Source organism: Solimonas sp. SE-A11, from assembly GCF_030345715.1.
In the GTDB taxonomy this organism is placed as follows: Bacteria; Pseudomonadota; Gammaproteobacteria; order Nevskiales; family Nevskiaceae; genus Solimonas_A.
Genome location: NZ_JAUASX010000012.1, coordinates 48,044 through 70,508, shown reverse-complemented (window position 1 = coordinate 70,508; position 22,465 = coordinate 48,044). Strand labels below are relative to the sequence as shown.

Sequence of the window (22,465 nt, the reverse complement as noted above, 5' to 3'; positions counted from 1 at the left end):
TCCCCTCTCGGTGGCCACGGTCGAGGAAACCGCATACCCGCGATTGCTTCCAGAGCCACGGCCCCGGGAGCTCAACGACCATTACATCCCTTCCGACGACGAGAAGGCTTGGGCAAAGAAGAGCGCCAATTCCGCCACCAAGCGCGTCGCACTTCTGGTGCTGCTCAAATGCGCCCAGCGCCTGGGATTCTTCCCGCGGCTAAAAGATGTTCCTCGGCCATACCTGGATCACGTCACCCTTGCGAGTGATTTCAAGCGTCCCCTGACAGGCGATGAAATCAGGATGGCCGATGATGGCGGCGTCCGCCATCGCAATCTCAATCTCCTCCGTAAGCGTTTGGACATTCGTCCGCTCGACGATGAGGATTGGATGATCGAGCGCGCCGCGACGGCGGCGCTGACTCAGCATCACCTCACAGACATCATCAATGTGCTGCTTGAGGAGCTCATCCACTATCAGTATGAGTTGCCCGGATTCACGACCTTGGAGCGCATGGCACGCCGCGCCCGCGAAAAGGTCGAGACCCTGCACTATGGCTCCCTTGCCGACCAACTGTCCTCGCAGCTTCGCAAGAAGATCGATGCCTTGTTCGAGACTGCCGGCTCGAGCACGTCCGCCTGGAACGCGTTGAAACAGGAGCCCAAGCGTCCGACGAACAATGCCGTGCGCGACTATCTCGATCACGTCCGCCAGGTGCAGCAACTTTCGGTCGGTCTTCCGGCGGTCGCCGATATACCGGTCAGCAAGCTCAAGCACTATCGCGTGCTGGCGCGAGCCCAGAATGCCACCGAAATGCTCGAGCTGGTTCCCCGCAAGCGGTACGCGCTGGCCGTCATCTTCATTCGGTCCTGCCATGCGCGGGCTCTGGATGACGCCGCCGATCTGTTCATCCGTTTGCACGACAGGCTCCGGGCCTCTGCCGAGCGTCGACTCCGCCAGTACCAGATCGAACGCGCCAAGGCGATCGACCTCTTGGTCGAGCGATTCCACGGCACCTTGAAGGCCTACCAGACCGATGCCAGCGCGGTGAAAAGGCTGCAGGCTATCGAGAACAGCATTGGAAGTGACGCTGCGATGCTCCTGGAACTGTGTGAAGAGCATCTCGCGTTCTCGGGCTCGAATTACCTGCCCTTCATGCTCAATCGATACCCGGGATCCAGATCCCTCTTTCTGAACTGCCTGGAGGTGATCAAGCCGAAATCGACGAACGAAAGCCGGGGGATGGAGAAGCTGATGGAAGCGCTTCATCGCCTCAGGCATTCCCGAGTCGAGCATGTCTCGCTGTCAGAATTGGGGCTCAACGCTAAAGCTGACCTGGGCTGGATGAGCAATGCATGGCGGCAGCTGGTGTTTGATGACGGCACGGGGTCGACTTCGGCTGGCGATATCGTTCATCGCAAGGCCTTCGAGCTCAGCGTCATCTCGCGGATTCGCGAAGACTTGGGCAACGGCGACCTGTTCATCCAGAGCGGCGAGAAGTACGACGACTATCGCGAGCAGTTGGCGGATATGGATACCGTCGAAAACGAGCTGCCTGAATACGGCGAAATGGCGGGCATCGACGTCGATGCGGCCGAAGCGGTGGCCCGGCTGCGCACAGAGCTCGCGGAGCTTGCGACGGAGGTTGATAAGCGATTCAAGCACAACACGCACGCTTCGATCGTCGATGGGAATTTGTCGCTGCGCAATCTGAAGAAGACCATGCAGCCGGCCGCCGCGGAAAAGCTCGATCTCATGATTCGGGATCGCTTGCTCCCAGTCAGCATTCTGGATGTGCTGATCGACGTGGAGCGCTGGCTGAACCTGCATCGCCACTTCAAGCACTTGGCAGGCACGGAAACCCGGATTGAAGACCTTCCAAAGCGCTTTGTCACCTCGTTGTTCTGCTATGGCTGTAACCTCGGAGCCGTCCAGACCAGCAGATCGGTCAAGGGGATCAGCCGCCGGCAGATCAGTTGGCTCAATCTCAAATACGTGACGGAGGAAGCACTCGATAAGGCGACAGTCGAGGTTACCAATGCCTTTGCCAAGTACGATCTGCCCGAATACTGGGGCAGCGGCAAAACCGCATCCGCGGATGGCATGAAGTGGGACCTCTATGAGCAGAACGCAGTCTCCGAGTATCACATCCGCTATGGGGGCTACGGCGGCATCGGCTACTACCACGTATCCGATCGGTACATCGCCTTCTTCAGCAGGTTTTTTCCCTGCGGAGCGTATGAAGGCGTGTACCTTCTCGACGCCATGGTCGAGAACGAGTCCGATCTAAAGCCCGATACCGTCCACGGCGATACGCACGCTCAGAACCTGGCGATTTTTGGCATCTCTCATCTGCTGGGCATTCGGCTGATGCCCCGAATCAGGGGTATCAAGAAGCTAAACTTCTACAGGCCTTCCACAGGGGCGAAGTACAGGCACATCGACGATCTGTTTACGGGGACGATCAACTGGAAGCTAATTCAGGCCCACTACAATGAGATGCTCCGCGTGGCGGTGTCGATCAAGCTCGGCAAGATCACGGCTTCAACGATCCTGCGACGCTTCGGCAACAAGAATCAGAGCCGGTTGGCCATGGCGTTCCGGGAGCTTGGAAAGGTCATCCGCACCAAGTTCCTCCTGAGGTTCATCGACAACCCTGACTTCCGCAAGCTGATCAGCGCGGCCACCAACAAGAGCGAGGCCTTCAACAACTTCATCCAGTGGGTGTTCTTCGGCAGCGAGGGCATCATTCAGGAAAACGTCGCTCACGAGCAGCGGAAGATGATCAAGTACAGCCACCTGGTGGCGAACATGGTCTGTCTCTACAACGTCCAGCACATGACGCGAGTGATCCGCGAACTGAGGGCGGAGGGGGTGGAGGTCACTGCCGATATGGTCGGCTTCCTTTCCCCCTATCGAACTTGGCATATCAACCGGTTCGGCGACTATGTTGTGGACTACGATCGCCCCTGGGACCCTATGGATTGGACGTTGAAAGTTTTCGATTAATAACATACACTTAAGATAAATTTGCTGCGATTTCGTCAGAATCCCTGCCAATCCTCGAGTGGGAGCGGCATGCGCAGCACGGCTTCAGCATCGTGGCCAACGCCATCACCGCAGCGCCGTTACAGGTCGGGCTTCGACTGCCAACCCCCTACATCAAGGCCAAGTGCTACGCCGCAGTCCGCTGGAACCGTGGGCAGAAGCTCTCGGGAAATGACATTTATGACTTTACCCACGCCGCCCCCGCCGTGGGCTACTGCGATGCCTTCTTCACCGACGGGCCCCTGGCACGGCTGCTGAATTCCAATCAGGTCAACCTGGCTCAGGAGTTCGGGTGCCTTGTCGAAAGCGACGAACAGGCCATCGCCGATTACGCGGCGCAGCTGCTCGGAGAACCGGACCCTGCGCCGGCGGTCGGCTGATCAACCGGCCAACCCGTCAGCGACCCGGGTGCAGGCGGGTCTCCGCCGCAGTTTGCTCCTGATGCCATAAACGCCACTGCTCTTCTTCATGCCGATGCTGCTCGGGATCGACCTTTCGAGGCCGGATCACCGGTAGCCGGTGGTCGGGAGTGCGAGCCAGAACGTGTCGATGGGCATGCTCCACGATGAAGCGAAGGAACCAATCCATCAGATCGTCCGGGACGACAGACCACTTCTCCGGAGGCTGCTCTCCGATGTGCGTATACATCAGATGCCGAGGGTTGAGCGGCATGAAGATCTCAGTACCTTTGCTGCCCCACCCTCCGCCAAAGTCGTAGTTTTCGGAGTTGTTGAAGTTCAGGCGAATCACCGGATCATCGCTGGTCGGCCACTCCATGCCCGGAGGCGCGCGTAGGATCGTCCAGCGATGCCGATGCAAATGCTGGGCGGTGCGTGTCAGCAAATGCTTGATATGAAACAGCCAGAGGTTGCGCCCGGCGATCATCTCGTAACGCATCGTGCCCATGCCGGCGCCGGCAGCAATCGAGGTCGTCAGCTTGCCGCCCAGAAGCTCGCTGTCCTCGCGCGGTTCCACTTCCAAACGCTTTCCCTGCTTTTGAGCGGCCTCCATCTTGGCAACCGCTTCGCGCATCACGTCTTCCAGCATGCCCGGCAGCTGCGCCTGCCAGCGCTTGATCGATTCCATCAGCCGCGCGGGCGTTCGCACGTCCTGGGCCGCCAGAAAGCGGACCAACCGGTGCCAGTCGTCAGCCGTGAGACGTTCCTCTCGGGAAACTTTATCGAGTACGCGTTCGGCGGGACCCTCGAACTCGGCGTCCAGCCAGCGCTCGATCTCGTCGGACTCGGTTCCTGAAACAACCTTGGTGTAAAGGTGGTCGTGGACGGTGACGGCCTTCGGGCTCGCGGGCTTCCAGAGGGGCACCCGCTCATGGGGCACCAACAGCCGGTAGACCCAGAGCCGACCGTCATCTCCAGCCCATTGCTTCAAATAGCTCCGAGGGACAAAGTGATTCCGTCTCTTGAACTGCCGATCGTTGGCTGGGTCGCTCATGAGGCGACGGCAGGCGTGATAACGGGCGATCGGGAGCACACGACCAGACGTCGTGCGCCTCGGGTGAGTGCGACGTAGAGGTGGGGGCCATCCATGCCTTCGGGATACAGAACCACGCTGACGTCAGCCTCCAGCCCCTTGAGTAGCAGGGTGCTGCCCACCGATCGACCGCGGACCGCGCGGCCCAGGAAGCGATTCCGTTCACGGGCACGAACCACCGCCTCGTAGAATGACAACCTGCCCTGATGGGCCGCATCCATGGCCGCCACACAGGGCCGGAATGCCTCGGGTCGAAAGATCCGGACACGAGGGCCGTCCGCCAAGCGGCGCAGGGTGCTTGCCGCGCTCCCGAACGAAGGTGCCGCCGCATAGTCCAGCACCGCCTGTTCCAGGATCGTCGGCTTCGTTTTTGCCCTGCCCGTGAGGTGCGACCCCACCCGCCGCAGCAGTTCAGCCTGGGACAGGTTCGTCATCATGTCGGCCGCGAACTTCACCAGCGTGGTGGCCGAGTTCTGGTCCGCCGGGTCGAAGTCGCGGCCGAACTGCGTGAGGTCCCGCAGGTCCACGGCCTCAACAGTCACGGCGCCCGGAGTTCCGGACGCGATGAGTCGTTGACCTCTGGGATTTGCAGCCTCACCGATGACCAGAACGCAGGCATCGCGGGCGTCTGCGAGCGTCTGCGCGGCAGCCATGCGCTGCTGGTGCATGTGGTTGGAGTCCCCGCTGAGGGGCACCCAGGTCACTTCCGCCGGCGCTGTCCGAAAATCAATGGGCTGTCGCGCGATCAGGGCCGGCCGGAGTGATAGCAGCCATTGGCCCAGCTGTTCGGTCCCGGCGTTGATCCATCGCCAGGGAGTGTCCAGCTCGGCGACCGGGGGGAAGGCGGTATGAACATGCTGAATCCAATCGACGATGGGACCCCCGAACCGGAAGATCGCCTGCAGAGGATCTCCGAGGACGATGGTCTTCAGTGACTTCGCCACCGCGGTCACGATGGCGTGCTGTTCGAGGCCGCAATCCTGGTATTCATCGACCAGCAGCCGGGAATAAGTGGCCTTGAGGGCATCGTCGAGGTGCCCGGCAGCGAGCATGGTGGCAACGGCATTGCGGATCGTGACGTAGTCGGTCCGGGGGTTCTCGACGTTGACCACCTGCAGTGGCAATCCACAGCGACGAGGAAACTTGCGAGCCAAGCCGATGGCCCAGCTGTCGATAGTCGAGACCCGTGCGGCGCCGCCAGGGACGCCAGCCTTTTTGATGCGGATTTCCAGCGCTGCCCTGCCGGCGTTGGTGTGCGTCAGCACCAATGCCGGCTTTCCCGGTGCTTGGTACTTCAGCATGTCGGCGATCAGTTGCGTTTTGCCGCAGCCGGCAGGTGCGGTGATGCTACCGCGAGGGACGTCGAGCAATTGAGCGGCGAGCACGCGATCAGCCCGGCGCCTGCCAGAGATGATCAATCAAAGCTTTAAACACGGGCGAGGTATCCCAGCGCGGGCCGAGGAACTGCCTGGCGATCGCCTCCATCTTGCTGATGGACTTGAACCATCCCTGCTTGCGTGTCCTGGCCGCAGCCCCCAGCAACGCGCGAGCATCTGGCGAATACTCCCCGAGAATCCGGAAGCCCTCGCGGATTTCGTCAATGGTTGTAGGCTTCCCGCCGGCGGCCTTCGTCAACGTCTGGTTCACCCGCTCCAGGCCAAGTTCCTCCACTGCCCAATCGATCATTTCGCTGATCGTCTGCGCCGGGAACGTCCGGAACAGCACGTCCTCGAGGGCAAGGCCTGGAGGCCAAGTCGCCACGATGCCTCCTAGCTGCCTGAAGGCTTCGAGGTCAGCCGGCGCTGCGGGCTTATCGTTGTCGATGAAGGCCACCGTCGTGTAGCCCAGCTTCCGAATGGCTGCGGCGCGTTTGAGGCACAACTCGGGGCTACCGCCTGCAGCATTTACGAATGCAGCGCCCCTCGCCAGTAGAGAGGTTCCATGGTTTGAAGTGAAGTACAGGTCCAGTCCCCGGAGGAGGCCGATTTCGCTGGCCCCCTCGCAGACGTAAACCGTATGTGCCAGGAAAGCCTCGGGGTCACATCGAACCGTGCTTTGAATATCGTCAGTATCCCCCACCTCGAAAGCACGGTGCTGGGTACCGAGATTACGCAGTACGTGCAGCTGAATTCCGCTCAGTTCACGAACGACCACCGGGGAGTGCGTCGTCATGAAGACCTGCAGCGGCGGCGGCGCTTCTTTTGACCCGAGGGAATGCAGCAAGCGTGTGAGCCGATGGGGCTCCAATCCGTACTCCACTTCATCCGCCAAAACGACGCTGGCGCGGGCCGCTGCGGTCCGGTGCAAGCCGGCCAGCAACAGCCGATTGGAGCCGGTTCCAAGGCTACGGAGGGGAACCCCCGCAGCCGTGTGTAGCGAAATCGCCCCCTCGGCGAACGAGACAGAGTGGACGTCCAGCAGCGCCTTCGCCTCCCCCCCGATGGGGATGCCCAGATATTGGGCGGTGGCCGTCACGGTCTGGAGTGTCGACTTCAGCTGCGTGGCGGCGGCCTCGCCAAAGCTGGACCTGGCATCTCGGGCGGCCTTGACCAGTTCCGCGCCCATGTCCGCCCGCTCCTCCGAGAGCTTGTTGAGCACGGAGCCACGAGCCCAGGAGAGATTCGAATTGGGATGCCCGCCCAACCGGATCGGGCTCAACTCGAGTCGGGCTTTCCAGGGGAGATTTCTCACCGGATCGATCGTGGCGGTCCTGTCAGAGTAAAGCCGCCAAGTGGGGTCCAGATCCGTGTTAACTTTCAGCTGGAGGGAGAGGACGGTTTCAAGACTACTGTGGGGTTCGTCCACGACATCGACCACTTCATCGAATCCACGCAGGTAGTCGCCATAGAGATCGATGTCCTTCAGCTCATCGGACAGCTCGCCGAGGGTGACCGTGATTTCGATCGGTTGCGTGACGTCGAGCCCGTAAAAATCCGTATCCGCGAAGGTGATTACACGACGCGGTGAGAGGCAGGCTTCAATGGCGTCGAGCACCGTCGACTTGCCGGCATCGCCGGGGCCGATAAGGCAGTTGATGCCCGGCCCTGGTGTCCAGTCCAGGGATTTGATCGAGCGGAAGTTCCTGATCTGGACATATCGGATTCTAGCCAAGTTCCCTTCCCCGCCTTTGATGGCACCTTTTCAGTGAATACTATCTACAGAACTCTCCTGTTGGCTGGTGGAAACCTGATTCGGTTGTCATGGGGCGCAGCGGCGGGGCCGAGTGCTGTTGGTCAATGTTGCTGTGGTGTAGCTCCCCAACGTCTTGGCGTCAGCGGCCGACCGGCCGCTTCTCTCGCGCTCCAGTGGTCTCAGGACGGCCACCTCCGATGCACTTCATCGATCACGAAAGGATGGCTATGGCCTTGGTCGCTATGCTTGCCCTCGGAAAGATGCGGGTGGTCTGACGGCAGATCGTCATGCCGGTGCACCGGCACTTCGCTGTCGTCGGCGGACCAGAACCGTGCCGCCGCGATCCAGCCTATCGCGGCGATCGCCGCCATGGTCCATAGGGTCACCCCGATCCCCGCCTGGGCTCCCAGCCATCCCACCAGCGGATAGGTGACGAGCCAGCAGACATGGGACAAGGAGAATTGTGCGGAGAATAGTGCCGGCCGATCCTCCTCCCTGGATGAGCGCTTCAGCAGACGCCCACCCGGGGTGACCAGGGCCGCATAGCTGCTTCCCAGCAGTGCCCAGCCTCCCAGCAGGAGCCACCAGTGCGCGCGCTCCGCCAGCGACCAGGCCATGGCCAGGACAGCCAGCAGAACCGTCACGCTCCCGGCCGCCGCCAGCATCACGCTGCGATCCCGATAGCGCTCCAGCAATCGCGGCAGCGCAAAGGCCATGATCATCGACCCCGCGCCGAAAGCGGCCAGTGCCAGGGCCACGGCGTGCTCCGACTTCTGCAGTTCGCCCCGCACGATCACCACGGTGTTGACGATGACCATCGCGCCGCCGGCAGCCGCCGCGAGGTTCAAGGCCAGCAGGCCGCGCAGGCGCGGCGTGGCGAGGAAGATGCGCATGCCCTGGGTGAGCTTGCGGGTGATGCTGGTCGCCGCAGTCTTAGCCGCCGGCCGCGGCAAGACCACCGAAAGCACCAGCAGCGCCGATCCCAGGAACCCGACAGCGGTCCCCATGAACAAGCCCTGGTCGGTGATGACCGTCAGCAGCACCGCCGCCAGGGCCGGGCTCAGCAAGGTCTCCAGGTCATAAGCCAGCCGTGCCAGGGACAAGGCCTTGGTGTAGTCCTCCTCCTTGGGCAGCACATCCGGGATGGTGGCCTGGAAGGTCGGGGTGAAGGCGGCCGACGCGCTCTGGAGCACGAAGATCAGCAGGTAGATCTGCCAGATCTGATCCACCCAGGGCAGCATCAGCACGACTAGAAACCGGACCACGTCGAGCGTGACCAGCAGTTTCTTTCGCGGAAACCGTGCGGCGTAGGCCCCGGCGATTGGGGCAACCAACACGTAGGCGACCATCTTGATGGCGAGGGCGGTGCCGAGCACCGCCCCCGCATTTTCGCCCGCCAGCCGGAAGGCCAGCAGCCCCAGGGCCACCGTCGCCAGGCCGGTACCCACCAGCGCCACGACCTGCGCCAGGAACAGGCGCCGGTAGGTCCGGTGCCGCAGAACCTCAAACATGGGCCACTCTCCCAGGATGGGTCGCCGGCCCTGCCTCCCTGCGATGAGCCAGGCGGTAGAGCGCCGGCAACACCAGTAGCGTCAGCAGCGTGGAGCTGATAATGCCGCCGATGACGACCGTCGCCAGCGGGCGCTGGACCTCGGAGCCGATGCCGGTATTGAAGGCCATGGGCACGAAGCCCAGGGCCGCCACGAGGGCCGTCATGAGCACCGGGCGCAGACGGGTGCGGGCGCCCTCGCGGATTGCCTCGTCCAGATCCACGCCATTCTCGCGCAGGCTGCGGATGAAGCTGACCATGACCAGGCCGTTGAGCACCGCGACCCCAGAGAGTGCGATAAATCCGACACCCGCCGAGATCGACAACGGAATGTCGCGCAGCATCAGCGCGGCAACGCCACCGGTCAGCGCCAAGGGCACACCCGTGAAGATCAGCAGCGCATCGCGCATCGACCCGAAGGCCAGCCACAGCAGGCCGACGATCAAGGCCAGCGTGATCGGTACGACGATCGCCAGGCGTTGGCTGGCCGACTGCAGCTGCTCGAAAGTGCCGCCATAGGAGATCCAGTAGCCCGGCGGCAGCTCCGCGTCGCGGGCCACCGCGGCTTGAAGCTCGGCGATGAATCCGCCCAGGTCCCGATCACGGACATTGGCGGTCACGACGACCCTGCGCTTGCCATTCTCGCGGTTCACCTGGTTGGGGCCTGGTGCCAGTTCCAGCTCGGCCACCTCTCCGAGCGGGACATAGCCACCCGCCGGAAGCGGCACCGGGAGACGTTCGAGGGCATCGATATCCTTGCGAAGCTCTTCCTGCAGGCGGATCACCAGCGGATGGCGGCGGTCACCATTGAAGACCAGGCCCACTGTTTCGCCGCCGTAGGCCGACGCCACGACCGATTGCAGGGCGGCGACATCCAGACCGTAGCGCGCCAGAGCCCCGCGCCGGGGCTGCACGCTCAACACCGGGAGGCCGGTGACCTGCTCCAGCGACACGTCCTCGGCGCCTCGAACCCCCCCGACGATCCCCTGTATCTGCTTGCCGATGCCGGCCAGCGCCTCCAGGTCATCGCCGTAGACCTTCACGGCAACGTCCGCTCGCACGCCGGACAGCAGCTCGTTGAAGCGCATCTGGATTGGCTGCGTGAACTCGTAGTTGTTGCCGGGAATCGGACGCACCACGGCTTCCAGTTCGGCGACAACCTGAGCCTTCGGCTTGCGCGGATCCGGCCACTCGCTGCGGTCCTTCAGGATGATGAAGTTGTCGGCGACCGACGGCGGCATCGGATCCGTGGCGATGTCCGCCGTGCCGATCTTGGCGACGATGCGCTCGACCTCCGGCAACTGCTTCACGGCAGATTCCAGCTGGGCCTGCATACCCACCGCCTGCGACAGGCTGGTGCCCGGGATGCGCAGGGCATGCATGGCGATATCACCCTCGTCCAGGTTCGGCAGGAACTCCGACCCCATGCGCGAGGCCGCAAAGCCCATCACCAGCACCAGCGCAGCGGCCGCGCCCGCCACGGCGACACGCGCCCGCAGGCTGGCGTCGAGCAACGGCACGTAGACCCGCTCGGCGAACCGCGAAAAGCGGGTTTCCGAGTGCGGCTTGGGCGCGGGCACCAGCAGCGCGACGGCCGCGGGAACCGCCGTGACCGATAGCACCATGGCAGCGACCAGGGCCATGACCACGGTCTGGGCCATGGGGTGGAACATCTTTCCTTCGACCCCGCTGAGGGCAAAGATCGGCAGGTAGACGGCCGTGATGATGAACACACCGAACAACGCCGGGCGAATCACCTCACTGGTCGCCTCGTAAACGATCTGCAGCCGCTCCTTGAGCGGCATTTCCCGTCCGGGGGCCGCCTCCAGGGACAATCGCCGCAGGCAGTTCTCGACGATGATCACCGCGCCGTCGACGATCAGGCCGAAGTCCAGGGCGCCCAGGCTCATCAGGTTCGCCGAGACACCCGCCTTCACCATTCCAGTGATGGTCAGCAACATCGTCACCGGGATGACCATGGCGGTCAGCAGCGCCGCCCGGATGTTGCCCAGCAGCAGGAACAGCACCACGATCACCAGCAGCGCGCCTTCGACCAAATTCTTCTGCACCGTCTTGAGCGTCTTGTCGACCAGCCAGGTGCGGTCATAGGCCGTAACGACCTGAACGCCCGGCGGCAGTGACGATTGGATCTCCTCGATCTTGGCCGCCACGGCGCTGGCCACGGTTCGGCTGTTCTCGCCGACACGCATCAGCACGGTGCCCAGAACGACCTCATGCCCGTTCTGCGTGGCGGCACCGGTCCTCAGTTCGCCGCCCGTCGTCACGCTGGCGACATCGCCGACGCGCACAGGCGCATCGCGGACCGTCTTGATGACGATGCTCCGGAGGTCATCCAGGGCGGCGTCGCCGGCGCCCACCTGACCGGGGATACGCAGCAGCATCTGCTGGCCGAAACGCTCGATGTAACCGGCGCCGGCGTTGGCGTTGTTCCGCTCCAGGGCCGCAGACAGTTCTTCGAGACTGACGCCGTAGCCCAGCAGCGTGGCCGGATCCGGCTGTACCAGGTACTGCCGCTCGTAGCCGCCGATGGAATTGACGTCAGCGACGCCTGCGACCCGCAGCAACTGGGGCCGCACGATCCAGTCCTGCGCCTGACGCAGGTCGGTCGCCGTCAGCGGCGAGCCATCTGCATTGCGCGCACCAGGCGCGGCATCGACGGTGTACATAAAGATCTCGCCGAGGCCGGTCGCTGCGGGCCCCATCGACGGCTCGATGCCGGGAGGCAACTGGCCAGAGACCCCCTGCAGGCGTTCGGCGACTTGCTGACGGGCAAAGAAGGGATCCGTTCCTTCCTCGAAGATCACCGTGACCTGCGACAGGCCATAGCGGGACAAGGATCGCGTGTACTTGAGCCGCGCGAGCCCCGCCATCGAGGTCTCCAGCGGGAAGGTGACGCGCTGCTCGGCTTCCAGCGGCGTATAGCCCGGAGCTTCCGTATTGATCTGGACCTGAACGTTGGTGATGTCCGGAACGGCGTCGATCGGAAGCTTCTGGTAGCTCCAGATGCCGAACAATGCCATGGCCAGGACGATGAGCAGCACTGGGATGCGCTGCCTGATGGAAAGACTCAGTATGCGTTCGAGCATGGTCAATCTCAGTGGTCGTGGCTGGCGCCGGACTTGTCGATGTCGGCCTTGATCAGATAACTGTTTTCGGAAACGTATCGGGCGCCGGGCTCGATGCCGCCAAGGACTTCCACGTGGGTGCTGTCCTGTCGACCGAGCTCGAGCATGCGCACTTCGTAGGTTTCCCCGATCAGCTCGAAGACCACCGTGAAGTCACGGAAGGCCTGCAGCCCGCTGCGCTTCACCGCCAGGGGCACCTCGGCCGCACCAATGCGCACCTCGCCGCGGGCAAAGAGGCCGGGTGTCCATTGGCCGGTGGCGTTGTCCAGCGCGACCCTCGCGGTGTAGACGCCGCTCAGGGTGCCGCGACCGGCTCCCTCCGCCGGGGCGATGCGGACGATCTGGCCGGAAGCCTGAACTTCCCCGCCATCGACCCCGGACAGGGTCACGGGCTGTCCGACGCGGAGCTTGGCGAGGTCGCGCGGGAAGACCGCGAGTTCGACCCAGAGCTTGGTGAAGTCCGCGATCACGAACAGCGGGCCGTTCCCCGCAAACTCGCCAGGGTTGGCATCGCGCTCCAGCACCACGCCGGCAATCGGCGAGGTCACGTTGTAGCTCTGCAGGCTGTCGTTGCTCTCGACAACCGCCAGCCGGTCGCCCGCCTGCACGGTATCGCCGACCGACTTGGATACCTTCTGGATCGTGCCGGGAAAGCGTGCGGTGACGGCGCGCACATGCTCGGCATTGGGAACCACGCGGCCCGTGAGCTTCAGTACCTCCGCGATCGTTGCGGGACCGGCGGCTTCGGTCCGGACGCCGGCATCCTGGGCATTCTTGGCCGAAATGGTGGTACGGCCTTCAAAGCTGTCGAAGGCCCAGCGATGGGCCTTACCGCCCTCCTCTGCCGTCACCACGACGCTGAAGGAATGGGGCTCGGTGACCGTGCCGCTGCCGATCAAATAGCCGTCCTTCGGCGTGAAGGCGAAGCGATTCTGCTTGTTGCCCAGCCGGGTCAGTTCGACGACCACCTTGGCCGAGGTCGGCGGAAGTAGCTTGCCGTTCCGGTACAAGTAGACGTGGTACTCGGGGGGCACGCCGTCCTCGAATATCTGGAGTTCGAGGGCGAAGTCACCGTCACGCAGCATGCGGCCGCGGTTGGGGCCTCGTTCGTACTCCGCTGATGCGGCCTTTTCGCCTCCATGCTCAGCGGCGGGTTCGGCGGACTTCGGATTGCAGGCTCCCAGCGCCAGGCCGAGCGCGATCAGGATGCAGGTCGTGTGGCGATTCATGGGGTGTTTCCTTCGATGAGACGGTCGCCGGTAATGCGTTCGAGTTCGGCGAGCAGCGAGTGATAGCGCAGGGCCGTGTCCAAGCGGGCGCGACGGGCGTCGGCAAGCTCCTGGAGCACCAGCGACAGTTCGAGGTAGCCATAGCGCCCTCGGTCATAGGCGTACTGGGTCTGCTTGAGTGCCTCCTGGCGAGCAGGCAGCACTTCGGTGTCGAGCAAGCGCAGGGCTTCCTTGGCATGGCCGAGTTCCTGGTAGCGCTCGAACAACTGCTCTTCGGCGCGCAGCAGAGCGGCCTGGCCTTCGGCTTGTGTCTGTTCCTGACGGGCGGAGATGAGCGCGGCCTCGTCCCGGGCCCGACGTCCCGCAAGCAGCGGCAGGCTAACGCCGACGACTGCTGCGACATCGTTGCCGTCCTCATAGCGGCGTGCGCCGCCGATGAAGGTCGGTCGCAGTCCAGCAGCCGCCAACGCAGCCTGGCGTTCCGCCTCCAGCGCGGCGGCTTCGGCCAGGCGAGCCCGAGCCGACGGTCTCTGCTTCAGTCGTTGACGCAACTCCGGCAGTGGGCGCAGCGGGGGCAGATCGAACAAGGGCGCTTTGAGTTCGCCAAAGTCCGGCTCGGGAGAGCCCATCGAGACCGCCAATGCGACCCGAGCGCTCATTTCCTCGTGCTCGGCGTGCTCTCGTTCCAGAATTGCCTGGGAAAGAGCAGCCTGGGCACGCGCGCGCTCGGCTACAGGAGCGCGAGCAGAGCTAACTCGAGTGTCTGCGGCCGCCAGACTTTTGCGAGCCAGATCGACCTTCTCTTCGGCAAGACGTAGACGCTCGCGGTCGGCGGCGGCCTCGAAGAAGCGCTGGGCAACCTCAGCCAAGGCGTCGCGGCGGCGCAGTTCCTGGTCGGCCGTCAGGGCCACGGCCCGGGAGTCGGCCGCGCCCAGACGGCTGGAGCGCTGGTCGCCCAACTCCAAGGCCTGGGAAAAGCTCAGGGTCCACTGGGCGCGATCAAGGCCGCTGCGGGCTCCGCTACCAAAAGCATCTTCCAGGAGGACGCTGATCTCGGGCGTGGGGGATCGCTCCGCCAGGCTGCGGCGGGCGGCGGCGCCTGAGCGCTCCGCATCAAATCCTTGCAGGTCGGGATGCGAAGCTTCTGCTCGCTGCAGGGCATCGCGCAAAGAAAGGGGCTCGGCAGCCAGCACAGGCGCGACGAGCGTGAGCGCCGCCGCAAGAGCGGCAGGACGCCAGACAACGGAAAGGTACACGGTGAAATCCTCTTCCAGGAACGCGGATGTACGCCGCGTCCTTCAGAGGGCGCGGCGCGCTAAACGGTCGAGAAAGCCTGGGGAGGGGCCTGGCTGGGAGGCAGCAGGAATCGGGGTGGCCCTGTTACACGCTGCTCCGCGAGGAGGGGCAACAAGCCTGGGACGCCATCGACGTCGATGGACAGAACGGCACTAGGTGCCGGTCCAAGCTGGGGCAGGTCCAGGGAAACGCGGGTCCCCAGCTTGTTGCTGTCATCATCCTGGCTGCCCTCGGCGTGGGCCTGGGCGTGGTCGATATCCAGCGCAGAAACAACGTAGCTGTGTGCCTCATCATGCCCGTGCGCATGCCGGTGCACATGCGGGCCCAAGCCGCTCAGGCCCGCCAGCAGGCACAGCGACAGCAGGATGGGGGCGAGGCGCGCGAACATCAGCGGACAATAGTCGATTTAGATTGAAGGTGGCCAGCAGGCTGGACGGCCGCAGGCCGAAAACCGCCGTGGACGTCAGAGCTGGGCATGGTTGTCCCTACGCTGCGGCGATCTCGACCGTGACGTGGACCAGTTCTTCATGCACCGCCAGTTGCCGGTGGAACTCCTCGGCCGTCGCATGGCCAGCGACCGAAAGCCGCAGGATGCATGCGTACTTGCCCGTGGCCACGCGCCAGACATGCAGATCGGAGATCGAGGCCTTGACCGGGCTTTGGGCAATCACCTCGCGGATTTCCTCGACCACGGGCGCATCCATCTCCGCATCGAGCAGCACGCGGCTGGTGGACTTCAGCAGGCCAATGGCCCAGGTGCCGACCAGCACGGCTCCGACGATGCCCATCGTGGGGTCGAGCCAGTCGGCCCCCCACAGCTTTCCACCGAAAAGCGCGACGATGGCCAGAACCGAGGTCATTGCGTCGGCCACAACATGGAGGTAGGCCGACCTGAGATTGAGGTCGTGCGCGCCGTGGTCGTGGCTATGGCTGTGTCCATGATCGTGCGCGTGATCATGGCCATGCTGCTGATGTCCGCCGGCATGCAGGAGCTTTGCGCAGACCAGATTGACCGCCAGACCGACAAAGGCAATGACGATCGCCTGGTCGTAGTGAATCGGAGTGGGTGAGTACAGACGCTCGATCGATTGATAGGCCATCGAGAACGCCACGAGCAGGAGCAACAGCGCGCTGGTGAAACCACCCAGGATCTCGATTTTCCAGGTCCCGAATGCAAAGCGATGGTCGTTGGCAAGCCGGCGGGCCAGCGAGTAAGCGAGTGCCGCCAAGCCGAGCGCAAGAGCGTGGGAACTCATGTGCCAGCCATCGGCCAGCAATGCCATTGAATTGTAGAACCAACCGCCGGCGATCTCGACCACCATCATCAGCGAGGTCAGTGCTACCGCCCAACGCGTGCGGCTCTCCGCCAGAGGGTTGCCTTCGTTGAAGGCGTGGGTGTGTGTCGACATTTGGCGGGGACCTGCGGTTTCAATATACTCACCCCCAGTATACAGGACGATCACCCATGGCGCATACCTCCGAGAACAAGAAACCGCTCCTGAACCGGGTTCGGCGTATTCAGGGCCAGCTCAAGAGTCTGGAACTGGCGCTGGAGGAAGGCTCGGAATGCAGCGGCGTGCTGCAGCAGATCGCCGCGGTGCGCGGCGGCATCAACGGGCTCATGATGGAAGTCGTCGAGGGCCATCTGCGCACCCATCTGGTGCCGGTGGATGGCGGCCATGCCGACGAGCTGGACGACCTGATCAAGATTTTTCGTTCATACATGAAGTAACCGCGGGGGGCTACTTCACCGCCATGGGGGCATGTCGGCAATACGACGAGTTGGTGGCCTTCCTCGCGACTGTCCACTCCACAAGGTCGCCCTCGCCTCCCTGGTCAGCCCTCTTTCGGAAACAAAGTCAGGCGCCGAGTCCACTCCACCAGGGATGGGCATTTCCGTTCTGGTCGTAAAGAGTAACCCCTGGGGTCCCGCCTGCATGCGAGGATGACGGAGGCTCATGTCGAGCTGCAGCCGATTCTGCCCCTACCCCAAGCCCGGCAGGGTGCTGGCGCGCCAGCACTCCCAGCGCTTCGGCGGGCACATGCCCCTCGACGAAATACTCCATGTACCGTCCTACATGGCATCCCCGTAGAGATGGTGGAGTCTTCAGGGCCCCACGGATGGTCTTGAGCGTTTCGGGCTCATACATCGTGACGACGTATCCCTTGGATTCCAGATCCCGTGCCCAAGTGAAGGCGCAGCGACAGCCATGCGTGCGATAGATGGTGACCTGCCGCATGGGATCAATGGGGAACCACCGGGGCCACTGTGCCAGGATTCCCGCAAGCACACTGCAGGCAAGGGCGAGTACCACCCACACCTTCACCGTCCTGGATACCCCTTTCCAGCCCCGAGGACGTTCCCGCGGCCGAATCTTCTTGGCCATGTCAGTGCTCCGGCGATGCGCAGCGCTCAAATTCAACCTGGACGGTAACGTGCCGAGCCCCGAATTCCGCATGCAGGTGTTCCCGAACATCAGCGATAACAGCATCCACGGACAGTCCCACTGATGCCCTCACATGCAGGGAAACATAGATATCGTCAGCCGCGACCGTCCAGGCATGCACGTGGTGGGCGTCCAAGAGTCCGGGAATGGTTCTGAGGAGGGACTTCCGCACACGATCAACGTCGTAGCCGACAGGACTCCCTTCGAGCAGTGCATGTGCCGATTCGCTTGTGATGCGCCAGCCGGTGCGCACGATAAGAACGGCAACGACGACCGATAGCAGCGGATCTGCAGGGCTCCAGCCCGTCGTCAGGATGATCACGGCGGCCCCAATGGCGGCAACTGACCCCAATAGGTCGCCAACAACATGAGCCAAGGCTCCGCGGCTGTTCAGGTCGGATCCACCCCGAAGAATGAGGTATGCCAGAACATTCACGCCCAAGCCGGCCAGGGCTACGCCCAGCATCGGCCCTGCCAGGATCGGTACCGGCTCTTGAAGGCGCTGCGCCGCCTCGATCGCGATCCAGGCCGCAATCAGCAGCAACGATAGCCCGTTGACGAAAGCCGCCAGCACGCGAGCACGGCCATAGCCGTAGGTGCGGCGGTCATCCGGGCTGCGTCGGCTGGCTTTGGCTGCATATAGCGCCAGCGCGAGCGAACCGGCGTCAGTCAGCATATGCCCGGCGTCCGCCAGCAGAGCCAGGGATCCGCTCCACAAGCCTGCGACCACCTCCAGCCCCATGAAGCCCGCGGTCAAGGTGAGCGCCCATTTCAGGCGGGCGTCCGAGGCAGTAATGGCGTGATCATGTTCGACACTGTCGCCAGGGGCATGCTTCTCACCCTTTGCATGGTCATGTGACATATCACCTCCTAGACTCAACATCGGCAATCCCGTCGTGCCCAGCGGCCGCATACGGGACTGCATCCAGAAAAGTGGGGCCGCACCCGCGTTCTCTACGGCTGCGGCCCCGAACGTATCGCTACGCCTGCGCCCCTATGGAAGAACCAAGAGCGTCGGCAGGCTCAGCACCCCGCGCAAATCGTGAAGCGCATGAATCGACACTGCGGCGATGACAAACCAGATCACTTCGCCCATCGACCGGCGAAGCGCCGATGGGCTGATCTCCCAGCGCTGTGGCTCCACGTAGGCAGTGGTGCGCGGGATGAAGCGCGGGACCATAACCTGATAGGTCGCATAGTCCTCTCCATGGTCAACCTGCAGCCGCTTTTCCTCCTCCGTGATCACAAAGTGGTAGTACAACGCAAAGCCCGCTACGAACAGCGCCGGAATCGTGAAGGTTTCCGTCGTGATCGCGACCCCCAAGCCTCCCAGGAAGGAAAAGCCGTAGAGCGGATTGCGGGTCAGCGAGTACGGTCCCTCCCTTAAAAGCCGGGCGTTCTTGTTGCCTGCCGCGTAGCTGCTGCACCAGAGGCGCCCGATCGCACCGATGGAGGCCAGAATCAGCCCCAGCGGTGTAATCAGGTGAGCCATCAAGCTTTCCTGGTCATGCCAAGCAGGCAACGAGACTAAAAACAGCCCGACAATCGCCACGCAGAACAAGCGTGTGATCCAGATTCGCCAGCGGGAAAAGAAGGGTTGCTTGCTCATTAATCCCCTCCAATGGGCAAGGCCATATCCACCGGGCTGACGTAAACCCAGCCGGAGATATGGGGCCCCACTTTCGCGACGAACTGGATGATGGAAGTGACAGCTTCCACGTCGCTGTCCTCGCAGACCAGCGAAAGCCGGGTTTCGGAGATGACAGGTCCCGCGGCATCTCGGGAGAATTCCCGCTCGTCGTCACTGAGGGGCTTGAGGATGCCCTTCACGTCCTGCAGCGTGATGTTGCGAAACCCCGCGTCGGCGAGCGCCTGAACCACGTCCGGCGTCCGGACGTGGTGGATAAAGGCCTTGATCAGTTTCATGCATGGGACTCCTGAATGCGCGCCGAACCGTCAACCGGCTCCGGCCGGGGCCGCCAGGCCATCCGGTACAAGCCCGGCAGCACCAGCAGCGTGAGTAGCGTCGAAGAAATGATTCCGCCGATGACCACGGTCGCCAGCGGGCGCTGGACCTCGGCGCCTGTGCCGGTGTTCAGGGCCATCGGGAGGAAGCCCAAGGCGGCCACCAGGGCCACCATCAGGATCGGGCGCAGTCGCATCATCGCGCCCTCGCGGATGGCGGTCTCGATGTCGATGCCGTTGGCCAGCCGGTCACGGATAGCCGCCACCATGACCACGCCGGTCAGCACCGCCACGCCCGATAGCGTGATGAAGCCGACACCGGCCGTGATCGACAGCGGGATGCCGCGCAGCCAGAGGGCGATGACGCCGCCGGTCAGGGCCAACGGCACGCCGCTGAACACCAGGGCAGCATCCTTGGCCGATCCGAAGGTCATCATCAGCAGGGCGAAGATCATCACCAGCGTGATCGGCACCAGCACGGTCAGGCGCTGGGTTGCCGACTGAAGCTGCTCGAAGGTGCCACCGTAGGACAGCCAGTAGCCCGGCGGCAGCTTGACCTGCTGCTCGATCTTGGCCTGGGCCTCCGTCACGAAGCCGCCGAGATCGCGGCCCCGCACGTTGGCGGAAACCACCAGGCGGCGCTTGCCGTTCTCGCGACTGATCTGGTTCGGGCCCGGGGCGAGGTTGAGCGTCGCAACCTCGCCCAGCGGCACATAGCCACCGCGCGCAAGTGGCACCGGCAACCGTTCCAGCGCTCCCAGGTCATTGCGCAGACGCTCCGGCAGTCGGACGATCAGGGAGAAGCGCTGATCGCCCTCGAAGAGCTGGCCCGCCTCTTCGCCGCCCGTAGCCGCTGCCAGAACGTCCTGGACGTCGGCGACATTGAGCCCGTAGCGATACAGCGCCTCGCGCTTGGGCTCGATCGACAGGACCGGCAGACCGGCCACCTGCTCGACCTTCACGCCTTCGGCGCCCGGTATGGCGTTCAGCACCTTGGCGATGGCGTTGCCGTTCTGCAGCAACAGATCCAGGTCGTCGCCGTAGACCTTGATGCCGAGATCGGAGCGCACACCGGAGATCAGCTCATTGAAGCGCAACTGGATCGGCTGGCTGATCTCGAAGGCATTACCGGGGATTCCCTCCAGGCGCTTTTCGATCTCTTCAGCCAGCTCCGCCTTGGTCTTGCCCGGATCGGGCCAGTCCTTGCGCTCCTTCAGCATGATGTAGCCGTCGGAAATGTTGGGCGGCATGGGGTCGGTTGCGACCTCGGCCGTACCCACGCGCGAGAAGTAGGTCTTGACCTCCGGCATGGCCTTGACCGCCTTCTCCAGCTGGAACTGCATCTCCAGAGACTGCGACAGGCTGGTCCCCGGGATACGCAGGGCCTGGACCGCCAGATCACCTTCGTCAAGGCTCGGGATGAACTCCGAACCCATACGCGAGGCCATCCAGCCACAGAGGGCGACGAACAGCACCGCGCCCGCCAGGAACGGCACACGCAGACGCAGTGCAGCATCCAGGACAGGGGTATAGAGGCGCTTGGCACCCGCGACGAGACGGTTGTCCTTCTCCTCGATCTTCCCCGACAGGAACAACGCAACAGCCGCCGGCACGAAGGTGAGCGACAACGCCAGGGCAGCCAGCAGCGCCATGATCACGGCCAGGGCCATCGGGCGGAACATCTTGCCCTCGACACCCGTCAGAGCCAGGATCGGCAGGTTCACCAGGATCACGACCAGCACGCTGACCAAGCTCGGCGTGAAGACCTCGCGGGTCGCACTGAAGACGGTCTGGAAGCGTTCCTCTAGGGTCAACAGCCTCCCGAGGTGATGCTGACGATGTGCCAGGCGCTGGATGCAGTTCTCCACGATGATGACCGCGCCATCGACGATCAGGCCGAAGTCCAGCGCGCCCAGGCTCATCAGGTTGGCGCTGACCTTGGTCTCGACCATGCTGGTCATGAGCATCAGCATCGACAGCGGAATCACCATGGCGGTCAGCAGCGCCGCGCGTACGTTGCCCAGCATCAGCAGCAGCACGACCACGACCAGGATGGCGCCTTCCAGCAGGTTCTTCTGGACGGTTGCGATGGTCTTGTCGACCAGCACTGTACGGTCGTAGACCGGCTCGGCGGTGATGCCCTCGGGCAGCGTCTTGTCGATTTCCGCCAGCTTGGCGGACACCGCGCTGGAAACCGTGCGGCTATTGCCACCGATCAGCATGACCGCGGTGCCCAACACCGCTTCCTCGCCGTCGCGGGTCGCGGCACCGGTGCGCAGCTGCTTGCCGAAGGCTACTTCGGCCACATCGCGTACTGTGATCGGCACGCCGTCCCGGTCAGCCACGATCACGCGCTCGATGGCGGCGATGTCGGCGACCTGGCCCGGGGAGCGGATGAGGTACTGCTCGCCGTTCTTCTCGATGTAGCCCGCACCGACATTGGCGTTGTTCTTTTGCAGCGCCTGGACGACGTCATCGAAGGTCAGGCCGTAGGCCAGCATTCGCGCGGGATCAGGCGTGACATGGAACTGCTTCTCGAACCCGCCGATGGTGTTCACCTCGGTAACGCCCTTTACCTGGCGCAACTGCGGCCGGATCACCCAGTCCTGCAGCGTACGAAGGGCCGTGGCATCCCAGGGTTGGCCATTGGCCTGCCGGGCCTTTTCGTCAGCGTGGACGGTGTAGAGGAAGATTTCCCCCAAACCCGTGGCGATCGGACCCATCTCCGGCTCGATGCCGTCGGGCAGCTGGCTCTTGGCCGTCTGCAGACGCTCGTTGATCAGGTTCCGGGCGTGGAAGATGTCGGTGCCATCGTCGAAGGCCACCGTCACCTGCGACAGGCCGTAACGAGACAGCGAGCGGGTGTACTCGATTCCCGGCAAGCCGGCGATCGCGGTCTCGACCAGGTACGTAATGCGCTGCTCGACTTCCAGCGGTGAATAGCCTTCGGCCTGGGTATTGATCTGGACCTGGACGTTGGTGATATCGGGGACGGCATCGATGGGAAGGCGCTGGTAGCTCCAGGCACCCGCGGCGGCAACCGCGAGCACCAGGAACATCACGACCCAGCGACGCGCAATGGAGAAACGCAGAAGTGCGTCAATCATGGGGAAATCCTTTCAGAGCCGGCGCGCAGGCGCCGGTATTGGCTTCGGACATGGCGGAGATTCATAGCGCGCATG

Annotated in this window: 17 protein-coding genes; 3 read left to right on the top strand and 14 right to left on the bottom strand. The window is 63.5% G+C overall.

What is annotated here, in order from left to right; translation table 11 throughout:
- The first annotated feature begins 10 nt into the window (after window positions 1-10).
- Window positions 11-2,989 carry a Tn3 family transposase gene (locus QT386_RS14575; RefSeq protein ID WP_289274488.1) on the top strand — a complete coding sequence of 993 codons (2,979 nt, stop codon included), beginning with the start codon at window positions 11-13 and terminating at the stop codon, window positions 2,987-2,989.
- 92 nt (window positions 2,990-3,081) lie between these two features.
- A complete protein-coding gene (locus QT386_RS14570; RefSeq protein WP_289274487.1) occupies window positions 3,082-3,408 on the top strand; it encodes a hypothetical protein in 327 nt (108 codons plus the stop codon).
- Between the two features lie 16 nt (window positions 3,409-3,424).
- On the opposite strand, the gene QT386_RS14565 is transcribed toward QT386_RS14570, so the two are convergent.
- From QT386_RS14565 to dmeF, 9 genes are all read right to left on the bottom strand, one after another.
- Complete coding sequence (locus tag QT386_RS14565) at window positions 3,425-4,480, bottom strand: DUF4238 domain-containing protein (protein ID WP_289274486.1); 1,056 nt, start codon at window positions 4,478-4,480, stop codon at window positions 3,425-3,427.
- Window positions 4,477-5,904, bottom strand: coding sequence for a UvrD-helicase domain-containing protein (locus tag QT386_RS14560; RefSeq protein ID WP_289274485.1), 1,428 nt, complete (start codon window positions 5,902-5,904; stop codon window positions 4,477-4,479). Before QT386_RS14560 ends, QT386_RS14565 begins: the two co-directional genes overlap by 4 nt.
- Before the next feature lie 4 nt (window positions 5,905-5,908).
- A complete protein-coding gene (locus QT386_RS14555) occupies window positions 5,909-7,630 on the bottom strand; it encodes an ATP-dependent endonuclease (RefSeq protein WP_289274484.1) in 1,722 nt (573 codons plus the stop codon).
- Between the two features lie 200 nt (window positions 7,631-7,830).
- Entirely contained in the window at window positions 7,831-9,162 is a 1,332-nt protein-coding gene (locus QT386_RS14550; RefSeq protein WP_289274483.1) for an MFS transporter, read from the bottom strand.
- Window positions 9,155-12,307: an efflux RND transporter permease subunit gene (locus QT386_RS14545; protein WP_289274482.1), complete on the bottom strand. Its 3,153-nt coding sequence runs from the start codon at window positions 12,305-12,307 to the stop codon at window positions 9,155-9,157. Before QT386_RS14545 ends, QT386_RS14550 begins: the two co-directional genes overlap by 8 nt.
- Window positions 12,308-12,315: 8 nt before the next feature.
- On the bottom strand, window positions 12,316-13,575 hold the full coding sequence (locus QT386_RS14540) for an efflux RND transporter periplasmic adaptor subunit (protein WP_289274481.1): 1,260 nt from the start codon (window positions 13,573-13,575) through the stop codon (window positions 12,316-12,318).
- Window positions 13,572-14,831 carry a TolC family protein gene (locus QT386_RS14535; RefSeq protein WP_289274480.1) on the bottom strand — a complete coding sequence of 420 codons (1,260 nt, stop codon included), beginning with the start codon at window positions 14,829-14,831 and terminating at the stop codon, window positions 13,572-13,574. Before QT386_RS14535 ends, QT386_RS14540 begins: the two co-directional genes overlap by 4 nt.
- 59 nt (window positions 14,832-14,890) lie before the next feature.
- Window positions 14,891-15,259 carry a hypothetical protein gene (locus QT386_RS14530; RefSeq protein WP_289274479.1) on the bottom strand — a complete coding sequence of 123 codons (369 nt, stop codon included), beginning with the start codon at window positions 15,257-15,259 and terminating at the stop codon, window positions 14,891-14,893.
- A gap of 97 nt (window positions 15,260-15,356) precedes the next feature.
- The gene (gene dmeF, locus QT386_RS14525; protein ID WP_289274478.1) at window positions 15,357-16,280 is read right to left on the bottom strand and encodes a CDF family Co(II)/Ni(II) efflux transporter DmeF; all 924 of its coding nucleotides are present in this window, start codon (window positions 16,278-16,280) and stop codon (window positions 15,357-15,359) included.
- A gap of 56 nt (window positions 16,281-16,336) precedes the next feature.
- Here dmeF and QT386_RS14520 point away from each other — a divergent pair, with 56 nt between their 5' ends.
- Complete coding sequence (locus QT386_RS14520) at window positions 16,337-16,603, top strand: metal/formaldehyde-sensitive transcriptional repressor (RefSeq protein WP_104231600.1); 267 nt, start codon at window positions 16,337-16,339, stop codon at window positions 16,601-16,603.
- A gap of 127 nt (window positions 16,604-16,730) precedes the next feature.
- Here the strand turns inward: QT386_RS14520 and QT386_RS23455 are convergent, their stop codons facing one another.
- From QT386_RS23455 to QT386_RS14500, 5 genes are all read right to left on the bottom strand, one after another.
- Window positions 16,731-17,021 (bottom strand): DUF411 domain-containing protein, encoded by a 291-nt coding sequence (locus QT386_RS23455; protein WP_367401446.1) that lies wholly within the window; start codon window positions 17,019-17,021, stop codon window positions 16,731-16,733.
- 238 nt (window positions 17,022-17,259) lie between these two features.
- Window positions 17,260-18,231, bottom strand: coding sequence for a cation diffusion facilitator family transporter (locus QT386_RS14515; protein ID WP_289274477.1), 972 nt, complete (start codon window positions 18,229-18,231; stop codon window positions 17,260-17,262).
- 81 nt (window positions 18,232-18,312) lie between these two features.
- Entirely contained in the window at window positions 18,313-18,927 is a 615-nt protein-coding gene (locus QT386_RS14510; RefSeq protein ID WP_104231597.1) for an isoprenylcysteine carboxylmethyltransferase family protein, read from the bottom strand.
- Complete coding sequence (locus QT386_RS14505) at window positions 18,927-19,244, bottom strand: P-II family nitrogen regulator (RefSeq protein ID WP_104231596.1); 318 nt, start codon at window positions 19,242-19,244, stop codon at window positions 18,927-18,929. Before QT386_RS14505 ends, QT386_RS14510 begins: the two co-directional genes overlap by 1 nt.
- A complete protein-coding gene (locus QT386_RS14500; protein ID WP_289274476.1) occupies window positions 19,241-22,390 on the bottom strand; it encodes an efflux RND transporter permease subunit in 3,150 nt (1,049 codons plus the stop codon). Before QT386_RS14500 ends, QT386_RS14505 begins: the two co-directional genes overlap by 4 nt.
- Between the last annotated feature and the right edge of the window lie 75 nt (window positions 22,391-22,465).